This is a genomic window from Dyella sp. SG609, assembly GCF_012275375.1.
Lineage (GTDB): Bacteria > Pseudomonadota > Gammaproteobacteria > Xanthomonadales > Rhodanobacteraceae > Dyella_D > Dyella_D marensis.
The window spans coordinates 99,000-118,902 of record NZ_JAAZQJ010000008.1 but is presented as its reverse complement, the minus strand read 5'-3'; the positions used below and the strand labels follow the sequence as shown (position 1 = coordinate 118,902).

Sequence of the window (19,903 nt, the reverse complement as noted above, 5' to 3'; positions counted from 1 at the left end):
GGGTATGAGCCACACCGCCGACACCATCGCTGCCGTCGCCAGCGCACCCGGAGCCGCAGGCGTCGGTGTGTTGCGCATATCGGGTCCGGCGGTGCCGGCGATCGCACAGACGCTGCTGGGTCGCGCCGCCGCACCGCGCCACGCGCACTTTGCCGCCTTCCGCGATGCGAACGGTGAGCTGATCGACCGTGGCCTGCTGCTGTACTTCCCCGCCCCCGCCTCCTACACCGGCGAACACGTGCTGGAGCTGCAGGGCCACGGCAACGCGGTACTGCTCGACGCGCTGCTGCGCCGCGTCTGCGAACTCGGCGCACGCCTGGCGCGTCCCGGCGAGTTCACCGAGCGCGCTTTCCTCAACGGCAAGCTGGATCTCGCGCAGGCCGAGGCCGTCGCGGACCTGATCGCCGCCGGTTCACAGGCCGGCGCGCGCGCGGCGCTGCGTTCGATGGAAGGCGTGTTCTCGCGCCGCGTCGACGAGCTGCTGCAGGCGCTGATCCTGCTGCGCGTGCATATCGAAGCCGCGATCGATTTCCCGGAAGAGGAAATCGACTTCCTCGCCGACCCCGCGATCGCCCGCCAGCTGCACGCGCTGCGCGAGCAACTCAGCAGGCTGCTGCGCGAAACCCAGCGCGGCGTGCGCCTCACCGATGGCTTGCGCGTGGCCATCATCGGCCGCCCCAACGCCGGCAAATCCAGCCTGCTCAACGCACTGGCCGGCAGCGACCGCGCCATCGTCACCGACATCGCCGGCACCACGCGCGACGTGCTGCGCGAAAACCTCGACCTCGACGGCGTCGCGCTGGAACTGGCCGACACCGCCGGCCTGCGCGAAACGGACGATCCGGTGGAACGCGAAGGCGTCCGCCGCGCGCGCCACGAGCTCACCCGCGCCGACGTCGCCCTGCTCGTCACCGACGCCGCCGGCGCCGACGCGGACCAGCAGCTGTTCGCCGACGTGCAGGCCGACGTCGAACGCATCGTGCTGGTGAACAAGATCGACCTGGACCGCCGTCCCTCGCACAGCGAAACACGCGCCGGCGTCTGGTGGCTATGGGCTTCAGCCAAATCCGGCGAAGGCCTCGACGTGCTGCGCGACCACCTCAAGCGCCTCGCCGGCGCCGGCAGCGGCGAAGGCGCCTTCAGCGCCCGCCGCCGCCATGTGCTCGCGCTGGAACGGGTTGCCGAACATCTCGACCGCACCGCCTCCGTGCTGCTCGACGTGCATGCGGGCGAGCTGGCCGCGGAAGAACTGCGCCACGCGCAGCACGCACTGGGCGAAATCACCGGCACCTACAGCAGCGACGACCTGCTGGGGGCGATCTTCAGTTCGTTCTGCATCGGCAAGTGAAAGCGAACGGCGGGCGAACGCTGGTCGCCCTTCTTCTTTAGACGCTTGGCCCGCTCCCGTTGCGCCCGTCTGGCCGGACAGTCATCAATGACCCGCGCCAGCAACCCGCGGAAGGCGCCACAGTAGGACCTCTCCCTATGGCGTGGTGTTCGACACAACAAACGCTTATCGCATCTTCTAGTACAGCGGATGACGCCTTGGCGCTAACATGCCGAGTTTGCGGGGCGCTGTTCCGGTCGAAACGCAGGCATGCTCACTTTCTTGTTCGGCGCCTTCGGGCTGTCCACTCTCTGGTTGATTCCACTGCTCTGGCGCGGCTTGCGCGCCCTCGTTGCCAAAGGCCGCAAGCGGCCGGTGGGTGGTGAGGGCACGATTCGCCATGCGTTGGGCGGGCTGCTGGTCTTGCTGTCGAGCGCCACGCTCGAAGGCCTGGTCGTCGCGCATTACACGGACGATCCGGCGGCTGGTGGCGTGGTATGCCGTGCCTTGGCCGGCGGCCTCGCCTCTGTTTTCGGCGCGACGGTCACTTCGCTGCTGATGCTGGCGATCCTGGCAGTCGCTCTGCGCTGGTATCCCGGGTTGTCGTGGCGCGCGCTGTTCGCGGGGACTTCCTCGAAGGTCGATGGCTTCGCTAGCGCGATCGAGCGGCTGCTCGCAGCGCGCGGCGTCCGCTTTCCTGCGCGTCGACAGCGCGGCGCCGTACGCCGCGCCGGTGCGGCAACGGCGGCGCGGCGGCAGGCGCAGCATGCGGCGCGGCGTCCGCCTGTTGCGCCGGCCAGCCCACCCTCGCCGGTCATGGAGCGCGCGGCACCTTTCTCCGGCGCGGATACGCAGCGCACGAAAACGCCCACGCCCGAAGCGGTGATCCGCGAGCCCTGGAAGCAGCCTCGCGTCGCGCCGGTTTCGGCGCCGCGGGTATCGACCGGACGTATCGCCGCGGCGATGGCGGCCGCGGCCGAACGTGCTTCGGCGGACGAGCCGCCTGCGCGTGCGCAGGTTCAAGCCGCGAGGACGGACATCGATGCTCGCGTGCGCACGCACGCTCCCCTCGGAATCGAAAGCCCGGCCGTCGCGGCGATGCGGACGATTGAGCCCGCGATCGCGCAACGCGCCATCGTCGAATCCGCGCCGATCGAATCCGCGCCGATCGAATCCGTGCCAGTCGAATTCACGCCGATCGAATCCGCGCCGATCGAATCCGCGCCGATCGAATCCACAGCGGCGGACACCGCGGAAGACGCGCCCGACTTCATCCCGGCGCCGCTGGTCTCCCGCACGGCTCCGGCATCATCCCGCCGCCTCGCCGCCAACGACGACGAGCCGGCCCCCGCGGCTCCTGTGCCGGCGCCGACCCCGTCGCGGCCGCGCACGAGCGTGCTGGTCCCGCCGCTGTCCCTGCTCGCCCCGCCGCCGCCGGGTTCCGCTTCTGTCAGCGAAACCCAGCTCGCCGAAACCGGCGAACTGATCGAACAGCGCCTGCGCGAGTTCAAGGTGCCGGTCAGCGTGGTCGGCGCCTCCGCCGGCCCCGTCATCACGCGCTTCGAAGTCGAACCCGCCGTCGGCGTGCGCGGCAACCAGATCGTCGCGCTGATGAAGGACTTGGCGCGCGGCCTGGGGCGTACCTCGATCCGCGTGGTCGAGACGATCCCCGGAAAAACCTGCATGGGCCTGGAGCTGCCGAACGAGCAGCGCCAGATGATCGCGCTGTCGGAGATCCTCGATTCGCGCGAATACCGCGGCTCCGATTCGCTGCTCACCCTGGCCATGGGCAAGGGCATCACCGGCGAGCCGGTGGTGGCGGACCTGGCGCGCGCGCCGCACATGCTGGTGGCCGGCACGACCGGTTCCGGCAAGTCGGTGGCGGTCAACGCCATGATCCTGTCGATGCTGTACAAGGCCACGCCGGACGAGGTGCGCCTGATCATGATCGACCCGAAGATGCTGGAGCTGTCGGTCTACGAAGGCATCCCGCATCTGCTCGCGCCGGTGGTCACCGACATGAAGCTCGCCGCCAATGCGCTGGCCTGGTGCGTGGCCGAGATGGAAAACCGCTACCGCGTGATGTCCGACCTGCGCGTGCGCAACCTCGCCGGCTACAACCACAAGGTGCGCGAAGCGCGCGCCGCCGGCCAGCCGCTGCTCAACCCCTTCCCCGCGCATCCGGAAATTCCCGAGACGCTGGATACGCTGCCGATGATCGTGGTGGTGATCGACGAGCTGGCCGACCTGATGATGGTGGCCGGCAAGAAGATCGAGGAACTGATCGCGCGCCTGGCGCAGAAGGCGCGCGCCGCCGGCATCCATCTGATCCTGGCCACGCAACGTCCGTCGGTGGATGTGATCACCGGCCTGATCAAGGCGAACATCCCCACCCGCGTGGCCTTCCAGGTGTCCTCGAAGATCGACTCGCGCACGATCCTCGATCAGATGGGCGCCGAAAGCCTGCTCGGCCAGGGCGACATGCTGTTCCTGCCGCCGGGCACCGGTTACCCGCAGCGCATCCACGGCGCGTTCGTCGCCGACGAGGAAGTGCACCGCGTCGTGGCGCACCTCAAGCAATACGGCGAGCCGGACTACAAGGACGAGATCCTCGCCGGCCCGCCCGGCGAAGGCGGCAACGGCGAGCTGTTTCCCGAGGAAGGCGCGGATGCCGAACTCGATCCGCTCTACGACGAAGCCGCGGCCTTCGTGCTGCGCACGCGCCGCGCGTCGATCTCGTTCGTGCAGCGGCAGTTCCGCATCGGCTACAACCGTGCGGCGCGGCTAGTCGAAGCGATGGAGGCGGCAGGCTTGGTGTCGCCGATGGGGATCAACGGGCAGCGCGACGTACTCGCGCCTGCTCCGTCCGAATAGCAAGCGTAGGTTGGGGTGAGCCCTGGGCGAACCCCAACGCGGTAACGCCCGAGCATCGCGCATTGTTGGGGTTCGCCTCTGGCTCACCCCAACCTACGCGTCAGGCGTCGTTGCGGCCCGACACGGTTTCCCAGCTCAAGCCAAAACGCCCGAGATATTTGCGCAGCCGGTCCGCATCGTTCGTGCTGGTGCGCTTGCTGCGCGAAGCGGCGAACAGCTGGCGCCCCGCTTCCGAAAGACTGCGGCAGCGGCGGCACAGGCGGACCACTTCGCGCAGCTGCAGCTGGTCGAACAGGTCCAGCGCATCGAGTTCGGCGCCAAGCCATTCGCGCAGCACGTCCGTCTGTTCGTCGCGGCGCCACAGCCGGCGCAGGCGTTGCAGTTCTTCGTCCACCACGTCGACCGTGATGCGCCCCGCCGGTGCCAGCGTCGCCATGCGCGTCAGCGATGCGCCGAGGTCGCGGAAGTTGCCATGCCAGGTGGCTTCGGCGGATTGCGCGAAACGCAGATAGCGTTCGCGCGCCTCACGGTTGAAGGTCACGCGATGGCCATGCTGCGCGTGGCGATCCAGCTCGTAGTCGAGATTCGGCTCGATGTCTTCCAGCCGTTCCGCCAGGCCTGGCAGATGGAAGCTCCAGATATTGAGCCGCGCATAAAGGTCGTCGCGAAACCGTCCTTCCGCGACGCGGCGGCCCAGGTCGCGGTTGGTGCCGGCAATCAGTTGGAAATCGCTCTCCACTTCCTTGTCGCCGCCCACCGGCAGAAAGCGCCGATCTTCCAGCGCGCGCAGCAGCATGGCCTGCTCGTCCGCGCCCAGCTCGCCGATTTCGTCGAGAAACAGCAGGCCTTGATGCGCGCTGCGCAGCAGGCCTGCTCGTTCGCCCACCGCGCCGGTGTAAGCGCCTTTGACGTGACCGAACAACGCACTCATCGCGCCATCGCCGCGCAAGGTGGCGCAATTGACCTCGACGAAGCGCCCGCTCAATTCATGCCGCGCCTTCTTCAGCTCGAACAGGCGCCGCGCCAGCTGGCTCTTGCCCGCGCCGGTCGGACCCATCAGCAGGATCGGCGCGGTGGAGCGGCTGCCCACGATCTCGATCTGCTCGATCATGCGGTTGAACGCGGCGTTGCGCGTGGCGATGCCGCTTTTCAGATGCGTGCGGTCGTCTTCCTGTTCGCGCTCGAAGCGCCGGGCCAGGCGGTCGTAGCGCGACAGGTCCAGGTCGATCAGGCTGATCGAACCGCCGTTCGCGCCCACCTGCTGCTTGCGTGGCGGCGACAGCTGCAGCAGGCGCGCGGGCAGGCGGCGGCTCTCGGTGAGCAGGAACAGGCAGATCTGCGCGACGTGGGTGCCGGTGGTGATGTGCACGAGATAGTCCTCGCGCTCGGTGTCGAAGGCGTAGCCCTTGGCGAAGTCGTGCAGCACGCCGTACATCGACTCGAAATCCCAGGGGTCGGCCAGGTAGGTGTCGTGCAGGCGCACCTCGGTCTCCGGCGAGACCTGGGCCAGGTCTTGCTGCACCTGCCGCGCCACGCCGTAGCGGCGCAGATCCACCAGCAGTTCCAGGCGGTGCACCAGGAAATCCTCGTGCATGCCCAGCGCCACGGTGGGTCGCCATTTCTCCCAGCGGCCGGCGCCCTGGCCGGCATCGAGCTGGGTGCCGAGGAATCCGATCACGACCTGGGGCTTCATACCTATAGCCAAAGATAAATGCAGATATCCAAATATATGAAATGAGCAAGTCCGGCGTCATCACACCGTAGTGCGCCGACAATGTTTTCCTTCAAAAACATGTAGATACGAATTCAAAGGCGACTTGGCACGCTTGCTGCTCTCCCCAGGCAAACGGAGAAACAGCCATGCCGAACCTTCAACTCTTCCAAAGCCATCGCGGTCCCCGGGTGCCCAAGGCCAATACGGCCAACGAGGCCGGCGGCGCCGCCTATCGGCGCTCGCCCGAAGCCGCCCTCGCGCTGTACGCCGCGACCGGCTGCCTCAGCAGCACCTTCCATGCGGATGCCCAGCAGCAGCTGGACCGGGTGCTGGCGCTGTGCGCGGCGGTGGAGCCGGAGTTCGTGGCCCGCACCGCCCTGTACGCCCGCCGCCATGCACATATGAAGGACATGCCGGCCCTGCTGGTGGCTTACCTGGCCAGCCGCGACGGCGCGCTGGCGGAGAAGATCTTCCACCGCGTGATCGACAATGGCCGCATGCTGCGCAACTTCGTGCAGATGCTTCGCAGCGGCGAGCTTGGCCGCAAGTCGCTCGGTACCCGCCCCAAGCGCCTGGTGCGCGAATGGCTGGACCGCGCCACCACCGAGCAGCTGATGTCGGCGGCGATCGGCGAGCGTCCTTCGCTGGCGGACATCGTGCGGATGGTGCATCCGCGTCCGCTCGATGCGTCCCGCGAAGCGCTGTATGCGTGGCTGCTGGACAAGCCGTACAAGGCCGAAGCGCTGCCCGCGATGGTGCAGGCGTACGAAGCCTTCAAGGCCGATCCGCGCGGCGCGGCGCCCGACCTGCCGTTCCCGTACCTCACGGCGCTGCCGCTGGAAGCGCGCCATTGGAAGCAGATCGCGGCGCGCAGCTCGTGGCAGGCCACGCGCATGAACCTCAACACCTTCCTGCGCAAGGGCGTGTTCGAGGACGCGGCGATAGTCAAGCAGGTGGCGGCGCGTCTGCGCCAGCGCGAGGCGATCAAGCGTGCGCGGGTGTTCCCGTACCAGCTGATGGTGGCCTACCGCGCGGCGGCGGGAAACATGCCGGAGGCGATCAGCGAAGCCTTGCAGGACGCCATGGAAGTGGCCACCGAAGCGGTGCCGCGCCTGTCCGGCGAGGTGGTGCTGGCGATCGACGTATCCGGTTCGATGCAGTCGCCGGTTACCGGCTACCGCCGCGGCGCCACCAGCGTGGCGACCTGCGTGGAAGTGGCGGCGCTGATCGCGGCCTGCTTCCGCCGCCGGCATGGCAAGACGCGGATCGTGCCGTTCGCCGAAGCGGTGCGCGCGATCAAGCTCAATCCGCGCGACAGCGTGATGAGCCAGGCACGCGACATCGCCCGGATGGTCGGCGGCGGTACCTGCGTAAGCGCCCCGCTGGCGCTGCTCAACCATGAGCGCACGGCGCCGGACCTGGTGGTGATCGTGTCGGACAACCAGAGCTGGCTGGATACGCGCCAGCGCGGCGGTACCGAAACGATGCGCCAGTGGGCGGCGCTGAAGGCGCGCAACCCGAGGGCGCGGCTGGTCTGCATCGACCTGCAGCCGTACGGCACCAGCCAGGCGAAGGAAGCGCCGGACGTGTTCCATATCGGCGGCTTCAGCGATGCGGTGTTCGAGCTGGTAGCGGGCATCGCGCAGGGCAAGCATGCGGGCCATTGGGAGGAACGCATCCAGGCCATGGAGTTGTGATCGCCACGGATGGCAGCGTAGTACCCCGGCAGGAATGGGCCTGCCGGGGCCAGGGAAGGACATACTTTTGAGTTTGCGGCGAATGCCGATGAAAGCTACTTGGAGAAGCCTTCGGGCGACGGGTTCAAATCCCGGCCCGCGCAAGCGGGATGCTTTCATCACTTTCGTCGCCGCAAGCGCACGGCGCAGCGAATGCCGGCGGACCTACTATCCCAAGCCGGTTCGTCATTTGTTTGTCGCTGCCCCATGCGCACTTTTTCACCGCGGCGAATGCCGGTGGACCTACTAGCTTCATAAGCTCCGGGTCGCGGGTTCGAGTCCCGCCGCCACCGCATCTATGGTGGCGTAGCTCAGCGGTAGAGCAGGACGGTTCACCTACTTTGTCGCCGCAGCTCTTCGAGACACGCCGGCCCGGCGGCGCAACAGCCCGGGCAAAGGAAACGAGGCCATGGAAAACCGCAACTACGATGTGATCCATCTTCCGGGCGCGGCGCCGATCAAGCTGTGGACGCGCGGCGTGCCGCTGGAAGACGAGGCGCGCGAGCAGCTGATCAATATCGCCCGCCTGCCCTTTATCCACGGCTGGGTGGCCGTGATGCCGGACGTGCACCTGGGCAAGGGTGCGACCGTCGGCTCGGTGGTGCCGACCGTCGGCGCGATCGTGCCGGCCGCGGTGGGCGTGGATATCGGCTGCGGCATGATCGCCGCGCGTACCACGTTGACCGCGAGCGACCTGCCGGAAAATCTCCAGGGCGTGCGTACGGCGATCGAAACCGCCGTGCCGCATGGCCGTACGCCGGGCCGCCGCGACAAGGGCGCGTGGGAAAACCCGCCGCAGGCCGCGCTGGAGGGCTGGAGCACGCTGCACGAGGACTTCAAGCGCATCGTGGAGAAGCATCCGAAGCTGGAGCGCGTGAATCACCTCAGCCACCTGGGTACGCTCGGCACGGGTAATCACTTCGTCGAGGTGTGCCTGGACGAAGAGCAGCGCGTGTGGTTCATGCTGCACTCCGGATCGCGCGGCGTGGGTAATGCGATCGGCTCGTACTTTATCGAGCTGGCCAAGCAGGACATGCGCCGCTGGGTGATCAACCTGCCGGACCAGGATCTGGCGTACCTGCCGGAAGGCAGCGAGCACTTCGCCGACTACGTGTTCGCGGTGGACTGGGCGCAGCGTTTCGCCCGCGCCAATCGCGCGATCATGATGCGCCACGTGGTGGAAGCGGTGCGCAAGGTTATCCCCAAGCCGTTCGAGGCGCAGGCCGAGGCGGTGAACTGCCACCATAACTACGTAAGCCGTGAACATCATCTCGGCAAGGACGTGCTGGTGACCCGCAAGGGCGCGGTTAGCGCGAAGCGCGGCGAGCTCGGCATCATTCCCGGCAGCATGGGCGCGAAGAGCTTTATCGTGCGCGGCCTGGGTAACGAGCAGAGCTTCCACAGCTGCAGCCACGGCGCCGGCCGCGTGATGAGCCGTACCGCCGCGCGCAAGCTGATCACGCTGGAGCAGCATCGCGAGGCGACCGCGCATGTGGAATGCCGCAAGGATGCGGAGGTGATCGACGAGTCGCCGGCGGCGTACAAATCGATCGATGCGGTGATGGAAGCGCAGCGCGACCTGGTCGAGATCGTGCATACGCTGCGCCAGGTGGTTTGCGTCAAGGGTTGAGAGAAAGGAAACGCGATGTTGGAAATCGATGGACAGGCCGGCGGTGGGCAGCTCCTGCGCACCGCCCTGGCGCTCAGCCTCTGCACCGGCGAGCCGTTTCGCATGGAGCGCATCCGTGCGAAACGCTCGCGCCCGGGGCTGATGCGCCAGCATCTGACCGCCGTGCAGGCGGCGCGGGAGATCGGTGCTGCGCGGGTGACCGGCGATGCGCCGGGATCGGCCACGCTGGAATTCGTGCCGGGCCCGGTACGCGGCGGCGATTATCACTGGCCGATCGGCACGGCAGGTTCCACCACGCTGGTGCTGCAGACGGTGCTGCCCGCGCTATGGCTCGCCGGTGTGACGGCGAGCCTGCGTCTCGAAGGCGGCACGCATAACCCGCTCGCGCCGAGTGCGGATTTTCTGGAGCACAGTTTTCTGCCGCTGATGCAGCGCATGGGCTTGCGTGCTTCGTTCGCGCTGCAACGCCATGGCTTCTTTCCGGCCGGCGGTGGCGCGTTGAAGATCGATATCGACGCGAGCGAGGCGCCCAGGCCGTTGCACCTGCCGGAGCGCGGCGCGCAACAGGAGCTGTCCGCGACAGCGCTGATGTCCTCCATCCCCGGCCGTGTCGGCGAGCGCGAGCTCAATGCGGTGCGCCGCCTGCTCGGCGTGGCGGACGAGCATCGCCATATCCGCCAGGCGATCCACTCGCCTGGCCCCGGCAATGCCTTGATGGTGCGCGTCGACAGCGAGCACGTGTGCGAGCTGTTCACCGCCTTCGGCGAGCGCGGCGTGTCGTCCGAGCGCGTGGCCGAATTGACCTGCGCCGAAGCCCGCGCGTACCTGGACAGTGGCGCGGCGGTCGGCCCCTACCTCGCCGACCAGCTGCTGCTCCCGCTGGCGCTCGCCGGCGAAGGCAGCTTCACCACGCAGCAACCCACCGACCACGCGCGCAGCAACGCCGCGCTGATCGAAAAATTCCTGCCGGTGCAGATCGATTTCGAGGAACTGGGCAAGGACCGCTGGCGGGTTGCCGTCAGCCGCTGACCCAGCGCTGGAGGGCGGCGTCCAGCATGGTTTCGTCGATATCAGTCTTGCTGGCGAGTCTTGGACCGATCGCCGCGAAGCGCTCGAGCTGCTGGCGCATCCATGGCCGCAGCGCGACGGGAAGCGGTTCGCGGTCGCCTTCGCTGGCCAGCGCCTTGCGTGCTTCGAGTTCGGCGATCCAGCCACGCTCCTCATCGCTGACCCACGGCGCCGCCAGCAGCTGCGCGAAGCGGGTCGGCGGCTGCGTGCGCGCGTGCTCGATCCAGCGGCAGGCCAGGATCGGGCGCAGGAAATAGAACAGCTTCTTCAGGCGCACCGTGTCGCCGGACAAATGCTCGTCGTGCGTGGTCGTCGCCATGCTCAGGTAATGGAACAGTGCGCGCGCCGGCTGGAAGTGGCGTCCGATGAGCTGGCGCACCTGCATCGCGAAGGCTTCGTCGGCGCGGTACACGATGGGCGAATCGAACCATTCGTTCAGGGCGAGGTTGCACTTGGCCATCAGGCGCAGCGCCTTGCGCAACTCCCAGCCGCTGACGTCGAGATCGCCGGGCAGCATGCGTTCGATCACGTCGCGCTGTTCGAACACCCTCAGGTACCAGTCGGGTGCATGCACGTAAACGAAGCGCACGTCGTAGTCGCTGTCCGGCGAGGCGAAGCCCCAGGCGCGGCTGCCGGACTCGGCGGCATAGAGCACGCGCACGCCGTGATCGCGCTCGATCGCGTCGATGGCGGACTGGATCGCTGCATCCATCACTGGCGTTGCTCCCAATGGGCGGTGAGTTCGCGCAGCAGAACATTGGCCGCGTCGGTATCGATGGTGTCGGGCAGGCTGCTGGCCGCGGTCTCGCGCTCGCAGCGGGCCGCGATGTCCTGGGCCATGTCGATCAGTTCGTCGTAGCTGAAACGCCCGGCGCGGATGTCCAGCAGCAGCGAACGCTGCTCGCCTTCGAAGCGCACGATCGGCCGCCCGTGGCGCACGATGGATTCGCCGGAAAGCAGCAGGCGCACGGTGTGCATCATGTTCTTGGCGTCGTAGTCCAGTTCGCCGCTTTCCTGCTGCCGCCAGCGCGCCTCGTTGCGTTCGCGGCGCCAGGTCCAGTAGTTCTGGTGGTCGGCCATAGCCTGCTTCCAGGCCTGCTCGTTGTAGAACAGCAGTCCGGCGAAGCGCTCGGCTTCTTCATCCAACGGGATGGATTCGCATACCAGCATGCCGTCGCGGAACACGCCGCGCGCGTCGCGGCCGTAGCGGTAGAGCCGGTAGCCGTCGCGCGCATGTTCGAGGCTGGCCGCGTGGAACTCGTCCAGGTTCCAGCCCAGCGTTTTCAACGGCAGCGGACGGCATGGTGCCGCGTTGCCGGGGATCAGCCGCTCGCGCGGGATGACATGGCAATAGTCTTCTTTCACCGGCCGCGCTTCCGGCCGCGGCTGGTTGATCCATTTGTTTTGGCCGCGCGCCTTGCGGATCTGCGTGAGCGCATAGCCGATATGGCTTTGCACGCAGGGTTTAGCGAGGAACAGCGAGCGCCGTGCCGCCAGCTGGTCCATTTCCGGGCTGCTCGAGCGCACGGTGTCCCGCGGCATGAACAGCAGTTCCAGCACATTGGGGTTGGCGGCCGAGAGCAGCTCGATCACACGCCGCAGGCCGTAGTAGACGATGTCGTTGCGCGCATCGGCGATCTGCGCGGCGGGTGCTTCCAGGCCCAGATACGCCGCGGCCGGCATCGCATAGATGCCGCGCAGGTCCTGGTCGCTTTCCGCCGTGGCCGTGCCATAGGCGTGGCTGCCCGCGATGCATTCGAACAACAGGGCAGGCGTGGCATGGGCGCGCAGTGCTTCCAGGGTGATCATGGCAACGCGCTCAGGGCTGCTGCGCAAGCCACGCATCGAGCTCCGCCAGCGTCGGCATGCCGCCCTGCGCGCCCAGGCGCGTGACGGACAGCGCCGCGGCCGCGCAGGCCTTGCGCACCGCCTGCGGCAAGCCTTCGTGCAGGAATACGGCGAGGGCGCCGTTGAAGGTGTCGCCGGCGCCGGTGGTGTCGACCGCGTCTACCTTGAAACCGGGCTGGTGTGCGGGGTCGCCGTCTTCGCGGTACCAGGCGCCTTCGTTGCCGCGGGTGAGCACCACGGGGCTGGGGGCCTGGCGCATCAGGGCGCGGAAATCCTGTTCGGCATCGGCGCCGAGCAGGATGGCCAGTTCGTGCTGGTTGGGCGTGACATAGCGGGCGAGCCGCAGCCACTCCACCGGCAGCCGTCGCGCGGGTGCGGGGTTGAGGATGACCGGCACGCCCAGGCGCTGGCCCAGGCGCAAGGTGGCTTCGACGCTTTCCAGCGGGATTTCCATCTGCACCAGCACGGCGTCGGCGCGGGCGATCGCGTCGCCGGCCGCTTCGACCTGCGCGGGTGTCACGCGTGCGTTGGCGGCGGGCACCACGATGATTTCGTTTTCGCCGCCGGCCACGGTAATCGAAGCGGTGCCGCTGCCGCAGTCGGCGATGCGCCGCACGTGGTCGAGCGCGATGCCTTCGCGCGCCAGGCCGTCGTAGAGCTGCTGGCCGAAGGCGTCGTCGCCGAGCGCGCCGACCAGGGCCACCTCGGCGCCGAGCCGCGCGGCGGCCACGGCCTGGTTCGCGCCCTTGCCGCCGGGGATGGTGAGGAAGCGCTCGCCCAGCACGGTCTCGCCCGGCCCGGCAAAGCGCTCAGCCAGCGTGACCAGATCCATGTTGATGCTGCCGACCACGACGACGCGCGCCATACCTGCTCCGGAACTCGGTGGGGAAAATCGCCGCCGAGCATACGGGATGGCACGCGTGCCGGTGGAGTGCGCTCAGTGCCCGGTATCGGGCATCGGCTTGGAGGGTTCGGCCGTGCCCTGCTTTTCCTGGCGCTTCTCGATCATGCGTTCCTTCATGGCCAGGTAGCGCTGGCGCTGGCTGTCGCTCAGCACGGACTGAATCTGGCGGTCGCCGTCTTCCATGATGGCGCGCGCCTGGTCGCGGCGATCCTGGCCCCTGGCGCTGCCGCGCAAGCTCTGCATCTTCTGCTGCTGGGCCTGCAGGATGCCGGCGACCTGGACCTGCTGCTGCGCGTTGAGGTCGAGGTGCCTGGCCAGCTTCTGGGCGCGTTCCTGCGGATCCGGCGGACGGCGCTGGCCGTGCATGGCCTGGCCGTCCGGCGGCGGTGCGCCGTTGTCCTGGGCGTGGGCGCCGAAGGCGGCGGCGAGGGCGAGAGCGATCAGGCACAGGCGGGTCTTCATGGCGCGACTCCTTGAGAGGTGCGCCCGGGAACGGCCCCCGGGGCCCGGGCGTTGACTTGAAAGGCACGCGCCGGACCCGAACATCGCTGTGCATTGCCGCCCGAGGATCACCTCATGATCGAACTGCACTACTGGCCCACGCCGAACGGCCACAAGATCACGCTCTTCCTGGAAGAGGCCGGCCTGCCCTACGAGATCAAGCCGGTGAACATCGGCAAGGGCGAGCAGTTCAAGCCCGATTTCCTGGCCATCGCGCCGAACAACCGCATGCCGGCCATCGTCGACACCGCGCCTGCCGATGGCGGCGGGCCGCTGAGCATCTTCGAGTCCGGCGCCATCCTGGAATACCTGGCGGAGAAGACCGGCCGTTTCCTGCCGAAGGACACGCGCGAGCGCTACAAGGTGCTGCAGTGGCTGTTCTGGCAGGTGGGCGGGCTGGGCCCGATGCTGGGGCAGAACCATCACTTCAACCGCTATGCGCCGGAGAAGATCCCCTACGCGATCGACCGCTACGTCAACGAAACGCGCCGCCTGTACGGCGTGCTCGACAAGCAGCTCGACGGCCGCGCGTTCATCGGCGGCAAGGACTACAGCATTGCGGACATGGCCTGCTATCCGTGGATCGTTTCGCACGAGGCGCAGGGCATGTCGCTGGACGATTTCCCGCATCTGAAGCTGTGGTTCCAGGCCATCGCCGCGCGGCCGGCCACGAAAAAAGCCTATGAAATCGGCGAATCGATCAAGGACCGCTTCGACCTGACCCAGGACGAGGAAGCGCGCAAGGTGCTGTTCGGCCAGGGTGCGAAACGCTGAGGCCGTGGTGCCGCATCGAGCCCGATGCGGCACTTTTTCCCGGGAAAAGGCTGGCTTCGCGCAGCATGACGGGTTTTAATCCGCGCTTGTTCTTGCGCCCCCGTTGCAGTCCAAGGAAGTACCCATGCGCGCTCTTCTGTTCGCCGCCCTCACGATGGTGACCCTGCCGACCATGGCCGAAAAACTCACCATCGAACGCATCTTCGACGGCGGCAGCCTCGCCGGCCCCGCGCCGCGCGGCCTGCAGATCTCGCCGGACGGCAGCCGCATCACCTTCCTGCGCGCGCGGCCGGACGACCAGTTCCAGCTGGACCTGTGGGAATACCGGCCCAAGGACAACAGCACGCGCATGCTGGTCGATTCGCGCAAGCTGGAGCCGCAGGGCGAGCAGCTGTCGGATGCGGAAAAGGCCCGCCGCGAGCGCGCCCGCACCGCCGGGCTGCACGGCATCCTCAGCTACCAGTGGTCGCCGGACGGCAGGCAGCTGCTGTTTCCCATTGGCGGCAAGCTGTACCTGTACGACCTGGCCGCGGCCAGGCCGGCGCCGCGCGCGCTGGAGACCGGCGGCGATGCGATCGATCCGAAGATTTCGCCCAAGGGCCGCTACGTCTCCTACGTGCGCGACCAGAACCTGTGGGTGATCGACCTGGAAAGCGGCGACGCGCGCCAGCTCACCCGCGACGGCGGCGGCACCGTGCACAACGGCGAGGCCGAGTTCGTCGCGCAGGAGGAAATGGGCCGCAGCAGCGGCTACTGGTGGGCGCCGGACGACAGCGCCATCGCCTTCGAGCGCTATGACGAGGCCAAGGTGCCGGTGGTCAAGCGCACCGAGGTGTATGCCGACCGCACCGACGTGATCGAGCAGCGCTATCCGGCCGCGGGCGATCCCAACGTGGCGGTGAAGCTGGGCCTGGTCGCGCCCACCGGCGGCGCGCCGCGCTGGGTGGATCTGGGCAAGGACGGCGACATCTACCTGGTGCGCGTGAACTGGCTGCCGGACGGCAAGCACCTGAGCTACCAGCGCATGCCGCGCAGCCAGCAGAAGCTGGAGCTGCGCCTGGTGGATGCGAAGACGCTGGCGCAGCGCAGCCTGCTCACCGACACCAGCAACACCTGGATCAACCTCAACGACGACCTGCGCTTTCTCAAGGACGGCAAGAGCTTCCTGTGGGGCAGCGAGCGCAGCGGCTTCCATCATCTGTACCTGTACGGCATCGACGGCAAGCTCAGGCATCCGGTGAGCCAGGGCGAATGGCAGATCGACGGCGTGCTGGCGGTGGACGAGCATGCGGGCACGGTCTACGTCGGCTCGAACCGCGACTTCGTGCCGGATCACCAGGTTTACGCGCTGAAGCTGGACGGCAGCACGGCCAGTGCGCCGGTGCGCATCAGCAAGGGCGACGGCAGCCATATCGCCGAGTTCGCGCCGAATGCCGCGTTCTACCTGGACACCTATTCCAGCGCCGACACGCCGCCGCAGGTCAGCGTGCACAAGCCGGACGGCGCCTTCCTCAGCTGGATCGAGCAGAACAAGCTCGACGAGAAGCATCCGTTCTGGCCTTACCGCGCCAGCCTGATCAAGCCGGAGTTCGGCACGCTGAAGAGCGCGGACGGGCAGACGCTGTACTACCGCCTGTACAAGCCGGCGGGTTTCGATCCGACCAAGAAATACCCGGTATTCGACACCTACTACGGCGGCCCGCACGCGCAGCTGGTGGCCAATGGCTGGGGCGACTACTTCAACCAGTACATGGCCAACCAGGGCTATGTGGTGTTCACCCTGGACAACCGCGGCATGGCGCGGCGCGGCCGCAAGTTCGAGGATCCGATCTACGAACAGCTCGGCGCCGCCGAGGTGGACGACCAGCTCGCCGGCATCGACTGGCTGAAGGCGCAGCCCTGGGTCGATGGACGCCGCATCGGCGTGTTCGGCTGGAGCTACGGCGGCTACATGACCACCATGCTGCTGGCCAAGGCTTCGAAGGAGATCGCCGGCGGCGTGGCGGTGGCGCCCGTCACCGACTGGCGCCTGTACGACACCTTCTATACCGAGCGCTACCTCGGCCGCCCGCAGGACAACGAAGCCGGCTATACGCGCAGCAGCCCGTTCGCCTGGCTCGACGGCCTGACCAGCAAGCTGTACCTGGTGCACGGCATGGCCGACGACAACGTACTGTTCGTCAACTCGACCAAGCTGATGGCCGAGCTGCAGAAGCGCGGCACGCAATTCCAGTTCATGGCCTACCCCGGTGCCAAGCACGGCTTGAACCTGCCGGGGCAGCGCAGCCATGTGTACCACCTGATCGCGAACTTCTTCGATCGCGAGATCAAGGGTGCTGCCTTGCCGGCGGCGCCGAAGCCGGCGGCCGCGGCTTCGGTCGCGCCTTAAGCAGAAAAGCCCGCCGGTCGGCGGGCTTTTTTTAAGCGGTGCCGCGGATTACTTGCTGATGCTGGGGCCGCGGATCGGATCGGCGCGGACCTTGCCGTCCACTTCCACGTTGATGACCCCGGGCTGCGCGCGGAAGCGCACCATGCCCTCTTCCGCCGACATGCCTTCCGGCAGCAGCACCACGACGGCCGGCGCCCAGCCGATGTCGCGCACATAAGTGGCACCGGCGGCATCGCAGGCGGTGCGCATGGTTTCGAGCGGAGTGCCGTCGCGGAAGCTGACGATCAGCTGCACCCGCGTGGCGGGTTGGGACGGCGTGGACGTGGCGGTGCTGTCGGTGTCGGCCATGACGATGGAGCTCCCTGGCGTGTCGGAGGCGCAGGCCGTGCTGCCCGCGCCGATCAGAAAGAACAGAAGGTACAGCTTGCGGCGGCCCGGCAAGGCGTCATCCATCACGCAATGCGGACCTGGCGCGGCGCGCTCACTGGGCGTGGCCGCCGACGCCCGAATCGCCCTGTTCCAGCGGCGGCGCCGTGCCGGCCACGGCCAGCAGGGCCAGCGCGTAGCCGTCCTCGATGCTGACGGTGGACACCTCGTCCCAGGAGAAGAACGAAGCCTCGCGCAGCCATTCGGCGTCGGGGCTGATCTCCTGCATGTAGAAACCGTCGTCCTCGAAGGAAATCAGCTTGCCGATGTAGCAGACCTCGGCCTCGTCCTCGCTGTCCACGTGCACGCCGATCACCGGCGCCTGCTTGGCGGCGGCCTGCACCACCTCGCGGATATCGTCCAGCGGGAAACCGCGCGGCGGCCGCGGCAGCAGCTGCTTCATGGCCAGGGCTTTCTCCATGAAGGGGGCGTGCTTGTCGGGCGCTTCCAGCTCGGTGATGTCGCGGTGCCGCATCACGTACATGCCGTCGTACGTGATGGCGTCGCCGACCACCCACAGCAGGAAGAATTCGCGGCCGACCCCGCCCACATAGCCGCAGAAGCTGCCGTGTTCGAGTTCACCGCGCCATAGACGGACCAGCTGTTGCTGCTGCTGCGCCTCGCGCAGCTGAGCGCGCTGGCCCGTCGTCTTAAGTTCGATCACCTTTCCCATACACCACGAATTCTATCAGCGGGGGTCTTTCCCCATGTTTACAGGATGTAGCGGCTCAGGTCCTCGTCCTTGACCAGGCTCGCCAGGTTCTTATCGACATATTCGGCGTCGATCAGGTATTTTTCGCCGGATTTGTCGGCAGCTTCGAAGGAGATTTTCTCCAGCAGCCGCTCCATCACGGTATGCAGGCGGCGGGCGCCGATGTTCTCGGTGCGTTCGTTCACCTGGAAGGCGACCTCGGCCAGCCGGTTCACCCCCGACTCCGTGAATTCGATCGTCACGCTCTCGGTGCCGAGCAGGGCCACGTACTGCTTGGTCAGCGCGTTGTGCGGCTCGCTCAGGATGCGCTGGAAGTCGTCCACCGACAGCGCGGACAGTTCCACGCGGATCGGCAGGCGGCCCTGCAGCTCCGGAATCAGGTCGGAGGGCTTGGCCAGCGAGAACGCGCCCGAGGCGATGAACAGCATGTGGTCGGTCTTGATCGGGCCGTACTTGGTCGACACGGTGGAACCTTCCACCAGCGGCAGCAGGTCGCGCTGCACGCCTTCACGGCTGACGCCGGCGCCGCCCCATTCGGAGCGCTGGGCGATCTTGTCGATCTCGTCGATGAAGACGATGCCGTTCTGCTCGGCGACGTAGACCGCCTGCGCGCGGATCTCGTCGTCGTTGAGCAGCTTGCCGGCTTCCTCGTCGATCAGCAGCGGGCGCGCGACCTTGATCGCCAGCTTGCGCTTCTGCGACTTGGCGCCGCCGATGTTCTGGAACATCTGGCGCAGCTGCTGGCCCATTTCCTCCATGCCGGGCGGCGACATGATCTCCACGCCCACGTTCATGGCGAAATCCAGCTCGATCTCGCGCTCGTCCAGCGCGCCTTCGCGCAGCTGCTTGCGCAGCTTCTGGCGAGTATCGTTCTCGATCGCCGGCGCCTGCTCGTGGTCCTGCGACCAGTCGGTGGGCGACTGGCGGCGCGGCAGCAGGGCGTCGAGGATGCGGTCCTCGGCGCGGTCTTCCGCCTGCGAACGCACGCGCTTGACCGCCTGCTCGCGGGTGAGCTTGTAGGACACGTCGGCCAGGTCGCGGACGATCGATTCCACATCTTTGCCGACATAGCCGACCTCGGTGAACTTGGTCGCTTCCACCTTCACGAACGGCGCATTGGCCAGGCTGGCCAGGCGGCGCGCGATCTCGGTCTTGCCCACGCCGGTGGGGCCGATCATCAGGATGTTCTTCGGCGTCACTTCGTCGCGCAGGTTCGGCTCCAGCTGCATGCGGCGCCAGCGGTTGCGCAGCGCGATCGCCACGGCGCGCTTGGCGTCGTGCTGGCCGATGATGTAGCGGTCGAGTTCGTTGACGATTTCGCGGGGAGTGAGTTCGGACATGGCTTTTGCTCGGGGAACGGGGACCGGGGATCAGGGAAACGGGTAGCGAAGCAACAGCGAACGGGCTCCCGTTCCCTGTTCCCCGTTCCCCGCAGACGTCACAGCTCTTCGATCGTCGTGTTGTGGTTGGTATAGATGCAGATGTCGCCGGCGATCTTCAGCGCGCGCTCGACGATCTGCCGCGCGTCCAGCTCGGTGTTCTCCAGCAGCGCCAGCGCCGCGGACTGCGCATAGGGGCCGCCGGAACCGATCGCGATCAGGCCGTGTTCGGGTTCGAGCACGTCGCCGTTGCCGGAGATCAGCAGCGAGGCGTCGCGGTCGGCCACCGAAAGCATGGCTTCCAGGCGGCCCAGGCGGCGGTCGGTGCGCCATTCCTTGGCCATTTCCACCGCGGCGCGGGTGAGGTTGCCGCTGTGCTTGGCCAGCTTTTCCTCGAACAGCTCGAACAGGGTGAAGGCGTCGGCGGTGGCGCCGGCGAAACCGGCCAGCACGTCGCCCTTGCCGAGGCGGCGGATCTTGCGCGCATTGGCCTTCATCACCGTATTGCCCAGGGTGACCTGGCCGTCGCCGCCGATCACGACGCGGCCATTGCGGCGGACCGAAACGATGGTGGTGGCGTGGAACGATTCCATGGGGAGCTGCCTCGGATGCGGAGCACAG

16 protein-coding genes are annotated in these 19,903 nt (G+C 67.5%); 7 read left to right on the top strand and 9 right to left on the bottom strand.

The annotated features are described in order from the left end of the window. Window positions 1-4: 4 nt before the first annotated feature. Together mnmE and FHW85_RS15215 are read left to right on the top strand one after the other, a co-directional pair. Window positions 5-1,348: a tRNA uridine-5-carboxymethylaminomethyl(34) synthesis GTPase MnmE gene (gene mnmE, locus FHW85_RS15220; RefSeq protein ID WP_168648826.1), complete on the top strand. Its 1,344-nt coding sequence runs from the start codon at window positions 5-7 to the stop codon at window positions 1,346-1,348. A 249-nt stretch (window positions 1,349-1,597) separates the two neighbouring features. Beyond that, entirely contained in the window at window positions 1,598-4,201 is a 2,604-nt protein-coding gene (locus tag FHW85_RS15215) for a DNA translocase FtsK 4TM domain-containing protein (protein ID WP_168648825.1), read from the top strand. Window positions 4,202-4,301: 100 nt separating this feature from the next. Here FHW85_RS15215 and rtcR read toward each other — a convergent pair whose 3' ends face one another. Further along, window positions 4,302-5,894 (bottom strand): RNA repair transcriptional activator RtcR, encoded by a 1,593-nt coding sequence (gene rtcR, locus FHW85_RS15210; RefSeq protein ID WP_168648824.1) that lies wholly within the window; start codon window positions 5,892-5,894, stop codon window positions 4,302-4,304. Window positions 5,895-6,061: 167 nt separating this feature from the next. On the opposite strand from rtcR, the gene FHW85_RS15205 reads away from it, so the two are divergent. From FHW85_RS15205 to rtcA, 3 genes are all read left to right on the top strand, one after another. Next, window positions 6,062-7,612: a TROVE domain-containing protein gene (locus FHW85_RS15205; RefSeq protein ID WP_168648823.1), complete on the top strand. Its 1,551-nt coding sequence runs from the start codon at window positions 6,062-6,064 to the stop codon at window positions 7,610-7,612. A 448-nt stretch (window positions 7,613-8,060) separates the two neighbouring features. After that, on the top strand, window positions 8,061-9,281 hold the full coding sequence (locus FHW85_RS15200; RefSeq protein WP_168648822.1) for an RtcB family protein: 1,221 nt from the start codon (window positions 8,061-8,063) through the stop codon (window positions 9,279-9,281). Window positions 9,282-9,296: 15 nt separating this feature from the next. Continuing rightward, window positions 9,297-10,310, top strand: coding sequence for an RNA 3'-terminal phosphate cyclase (gene rtcA, locus FHW85_RS15195; protein ID WP_168648821.1), 1,014 nt, complete (start codon window positions 9,297-9,299; stop codon window positions 10,308-10,310). Here the strand turns inward: rtcA and FHW85_RS15190 are convergent. The 4 genes from FHW85_RS15190 to FHW85_RS15175 all read right to left on the bottom strand — a co-directional run bounded on the left by FHW85_RS15190 (window position 10,300) and on the right by FHW85_RS15175 (window position 13,563). Beyond that, window positions 10,300-11,061: a nucleotidyltransferase domain-containing protein gene (locus FHW85_RS15190; protein WP_167252878.1), complete on the bottom strand. Its 762-nt coding sequence runs from the start codon at window positions 11,059-11,061 to the stop codon at window positions 10,300-10,302. The two genes, rtcA and FHW85_RS15190, sit on opposite strands and share 11 nt — an antisense overlap. Continuing rightward, on the bottom strand, window positions 11,061-12,158 hold the full coding sequence (locus tag FHW85_RS15185) for a nucleotidyltransferase domain-containing protein (RefSeq protein WP_168648820.1): 1,098 nt from the start codon (window positions 12,156-12,158) through the stop codon (window positions 11,061-11,063). Before FHW85_RS15185 ends, FHW85_RS15190 begins: the two co-directional genes overlap by 1 nt. 10 nt (window positions 12,159-12,168) lie before the next feature. Next, on the bottom strand, window positions 12,169-13,062 hold the full coding sequence (gene rbsK, locus FHW85_RS15180; protein WP_168648819.1) for a ribokinase: 894 nt from the start codon (window positions 13,060-13,062) through the stop codon (window positions 12,169-12,171). Between the two features lie 72 nt (window positions 13,063-13,134). Continuing rightward, window positions 13,135-13,563: a hypothetical protein gene (locus FHW85_RS15175; RefSeq protein ID WP_168648818.1), complete on the bottom strand. Its 429-nt coding sequence runs from the start codon at window positions 13,561-13,563 to the stop codon at window positions 13,135-13,137. Window positions 13,564-13,677: 114 nt separating this feature from the next. Here FHW85_RS15175 and FHW85_RS15170 point away from each other — a divergent pair, with 114 nt between their 5' ends. Together FHW85_RS15170 and FHW85_RS15165 are read left to right on the top strand one after the other, a co-directional pair. Continuing rightward, window positions 13,678-14,376 (top strand): glutathione binding-like protein, encoded by a 699-nt coding sequence (locus tag FHW85_RS15170; protein WP_168648817.1) that lies wholly within the window; start codon window positions 13,678-13,680, stop codon window positions 14,374-14,376. 124 nt (window positions 14,377-14,500) lie between these two features. Beyond that, the gene (locus FHW85_RS15165) at window positions 14,501-16,765 is read left to right on the top strand and encodes a S9 family peptidase (protein ID WP_168648816.1); all 2,265 of its coding nucleotides are present in this window, start codon (window positions 14,501-14,503) and stop codon (window positions 16,763-16,765) included. Between the two features lie 48 nt (window positions 16,766-16,813). Here the strand turns inward: FHW85_RS15165 and FHW85_RS15160 are convergent, their stop codons facing one another. The 4 genes from FHW85_RS15160 to hslV all read right to left on the bottom strand — a co-directional run bounded on the left by FHW85_RS15160 (window position 16,814) and on the right by hslV (window position 19,875). Next, complete coding sequence (locus FHW85_RS15160) at window positions 16,814-17,218, bottom strand: hypothetical protein (RefSeq protein WP_168648815.1); 405 nt, start codon at window positions 17,216-17,218, stop codon at window positions 16,814-16,816. A gap of 28 nt (window positions 17,219-17,246) precedes the next feature. Then, window positions 17,247-17,864 (bottom strand): hypothetical protein, encoded by a 618-nt coding sequence (locus tag FHW85_RS15155; protein WP_167252885.1) that lies wholly within the window; start codon window positions 17,862-17,864, stop codon window positions 17,247-17,249. A gap of 38 nt (window positions 17,865-17,902) precedes the next feature. Further along, window positions 17,903-19,243, bottom strand: coding sequence for an ATP-dependent protease ATPase subunit HslU (hslU, locus tag FHW85_RS15150; RefSeq protein WP_167252886.1), 1,341 nt, complete (start codon window positions 19,241-19,243; stop codon window positions 17,903-17,905). 98 nt (window positions 19,244-19,341) lie between these two features. Continuing rightward, window positions 19,342-19,875, bottom strand: coding sequence for an ATP-dependent protease subunit HslV (hslV, locus tag FHW85_RS15145; RefSeq protein ID WP_167252887.1), 534 nt, complete (start codon window positions 19,873-19,875; stop codon window positions 19,342-19,344). Window positions 19,876-19,903 lie beyond the last annotated feature (28 nt).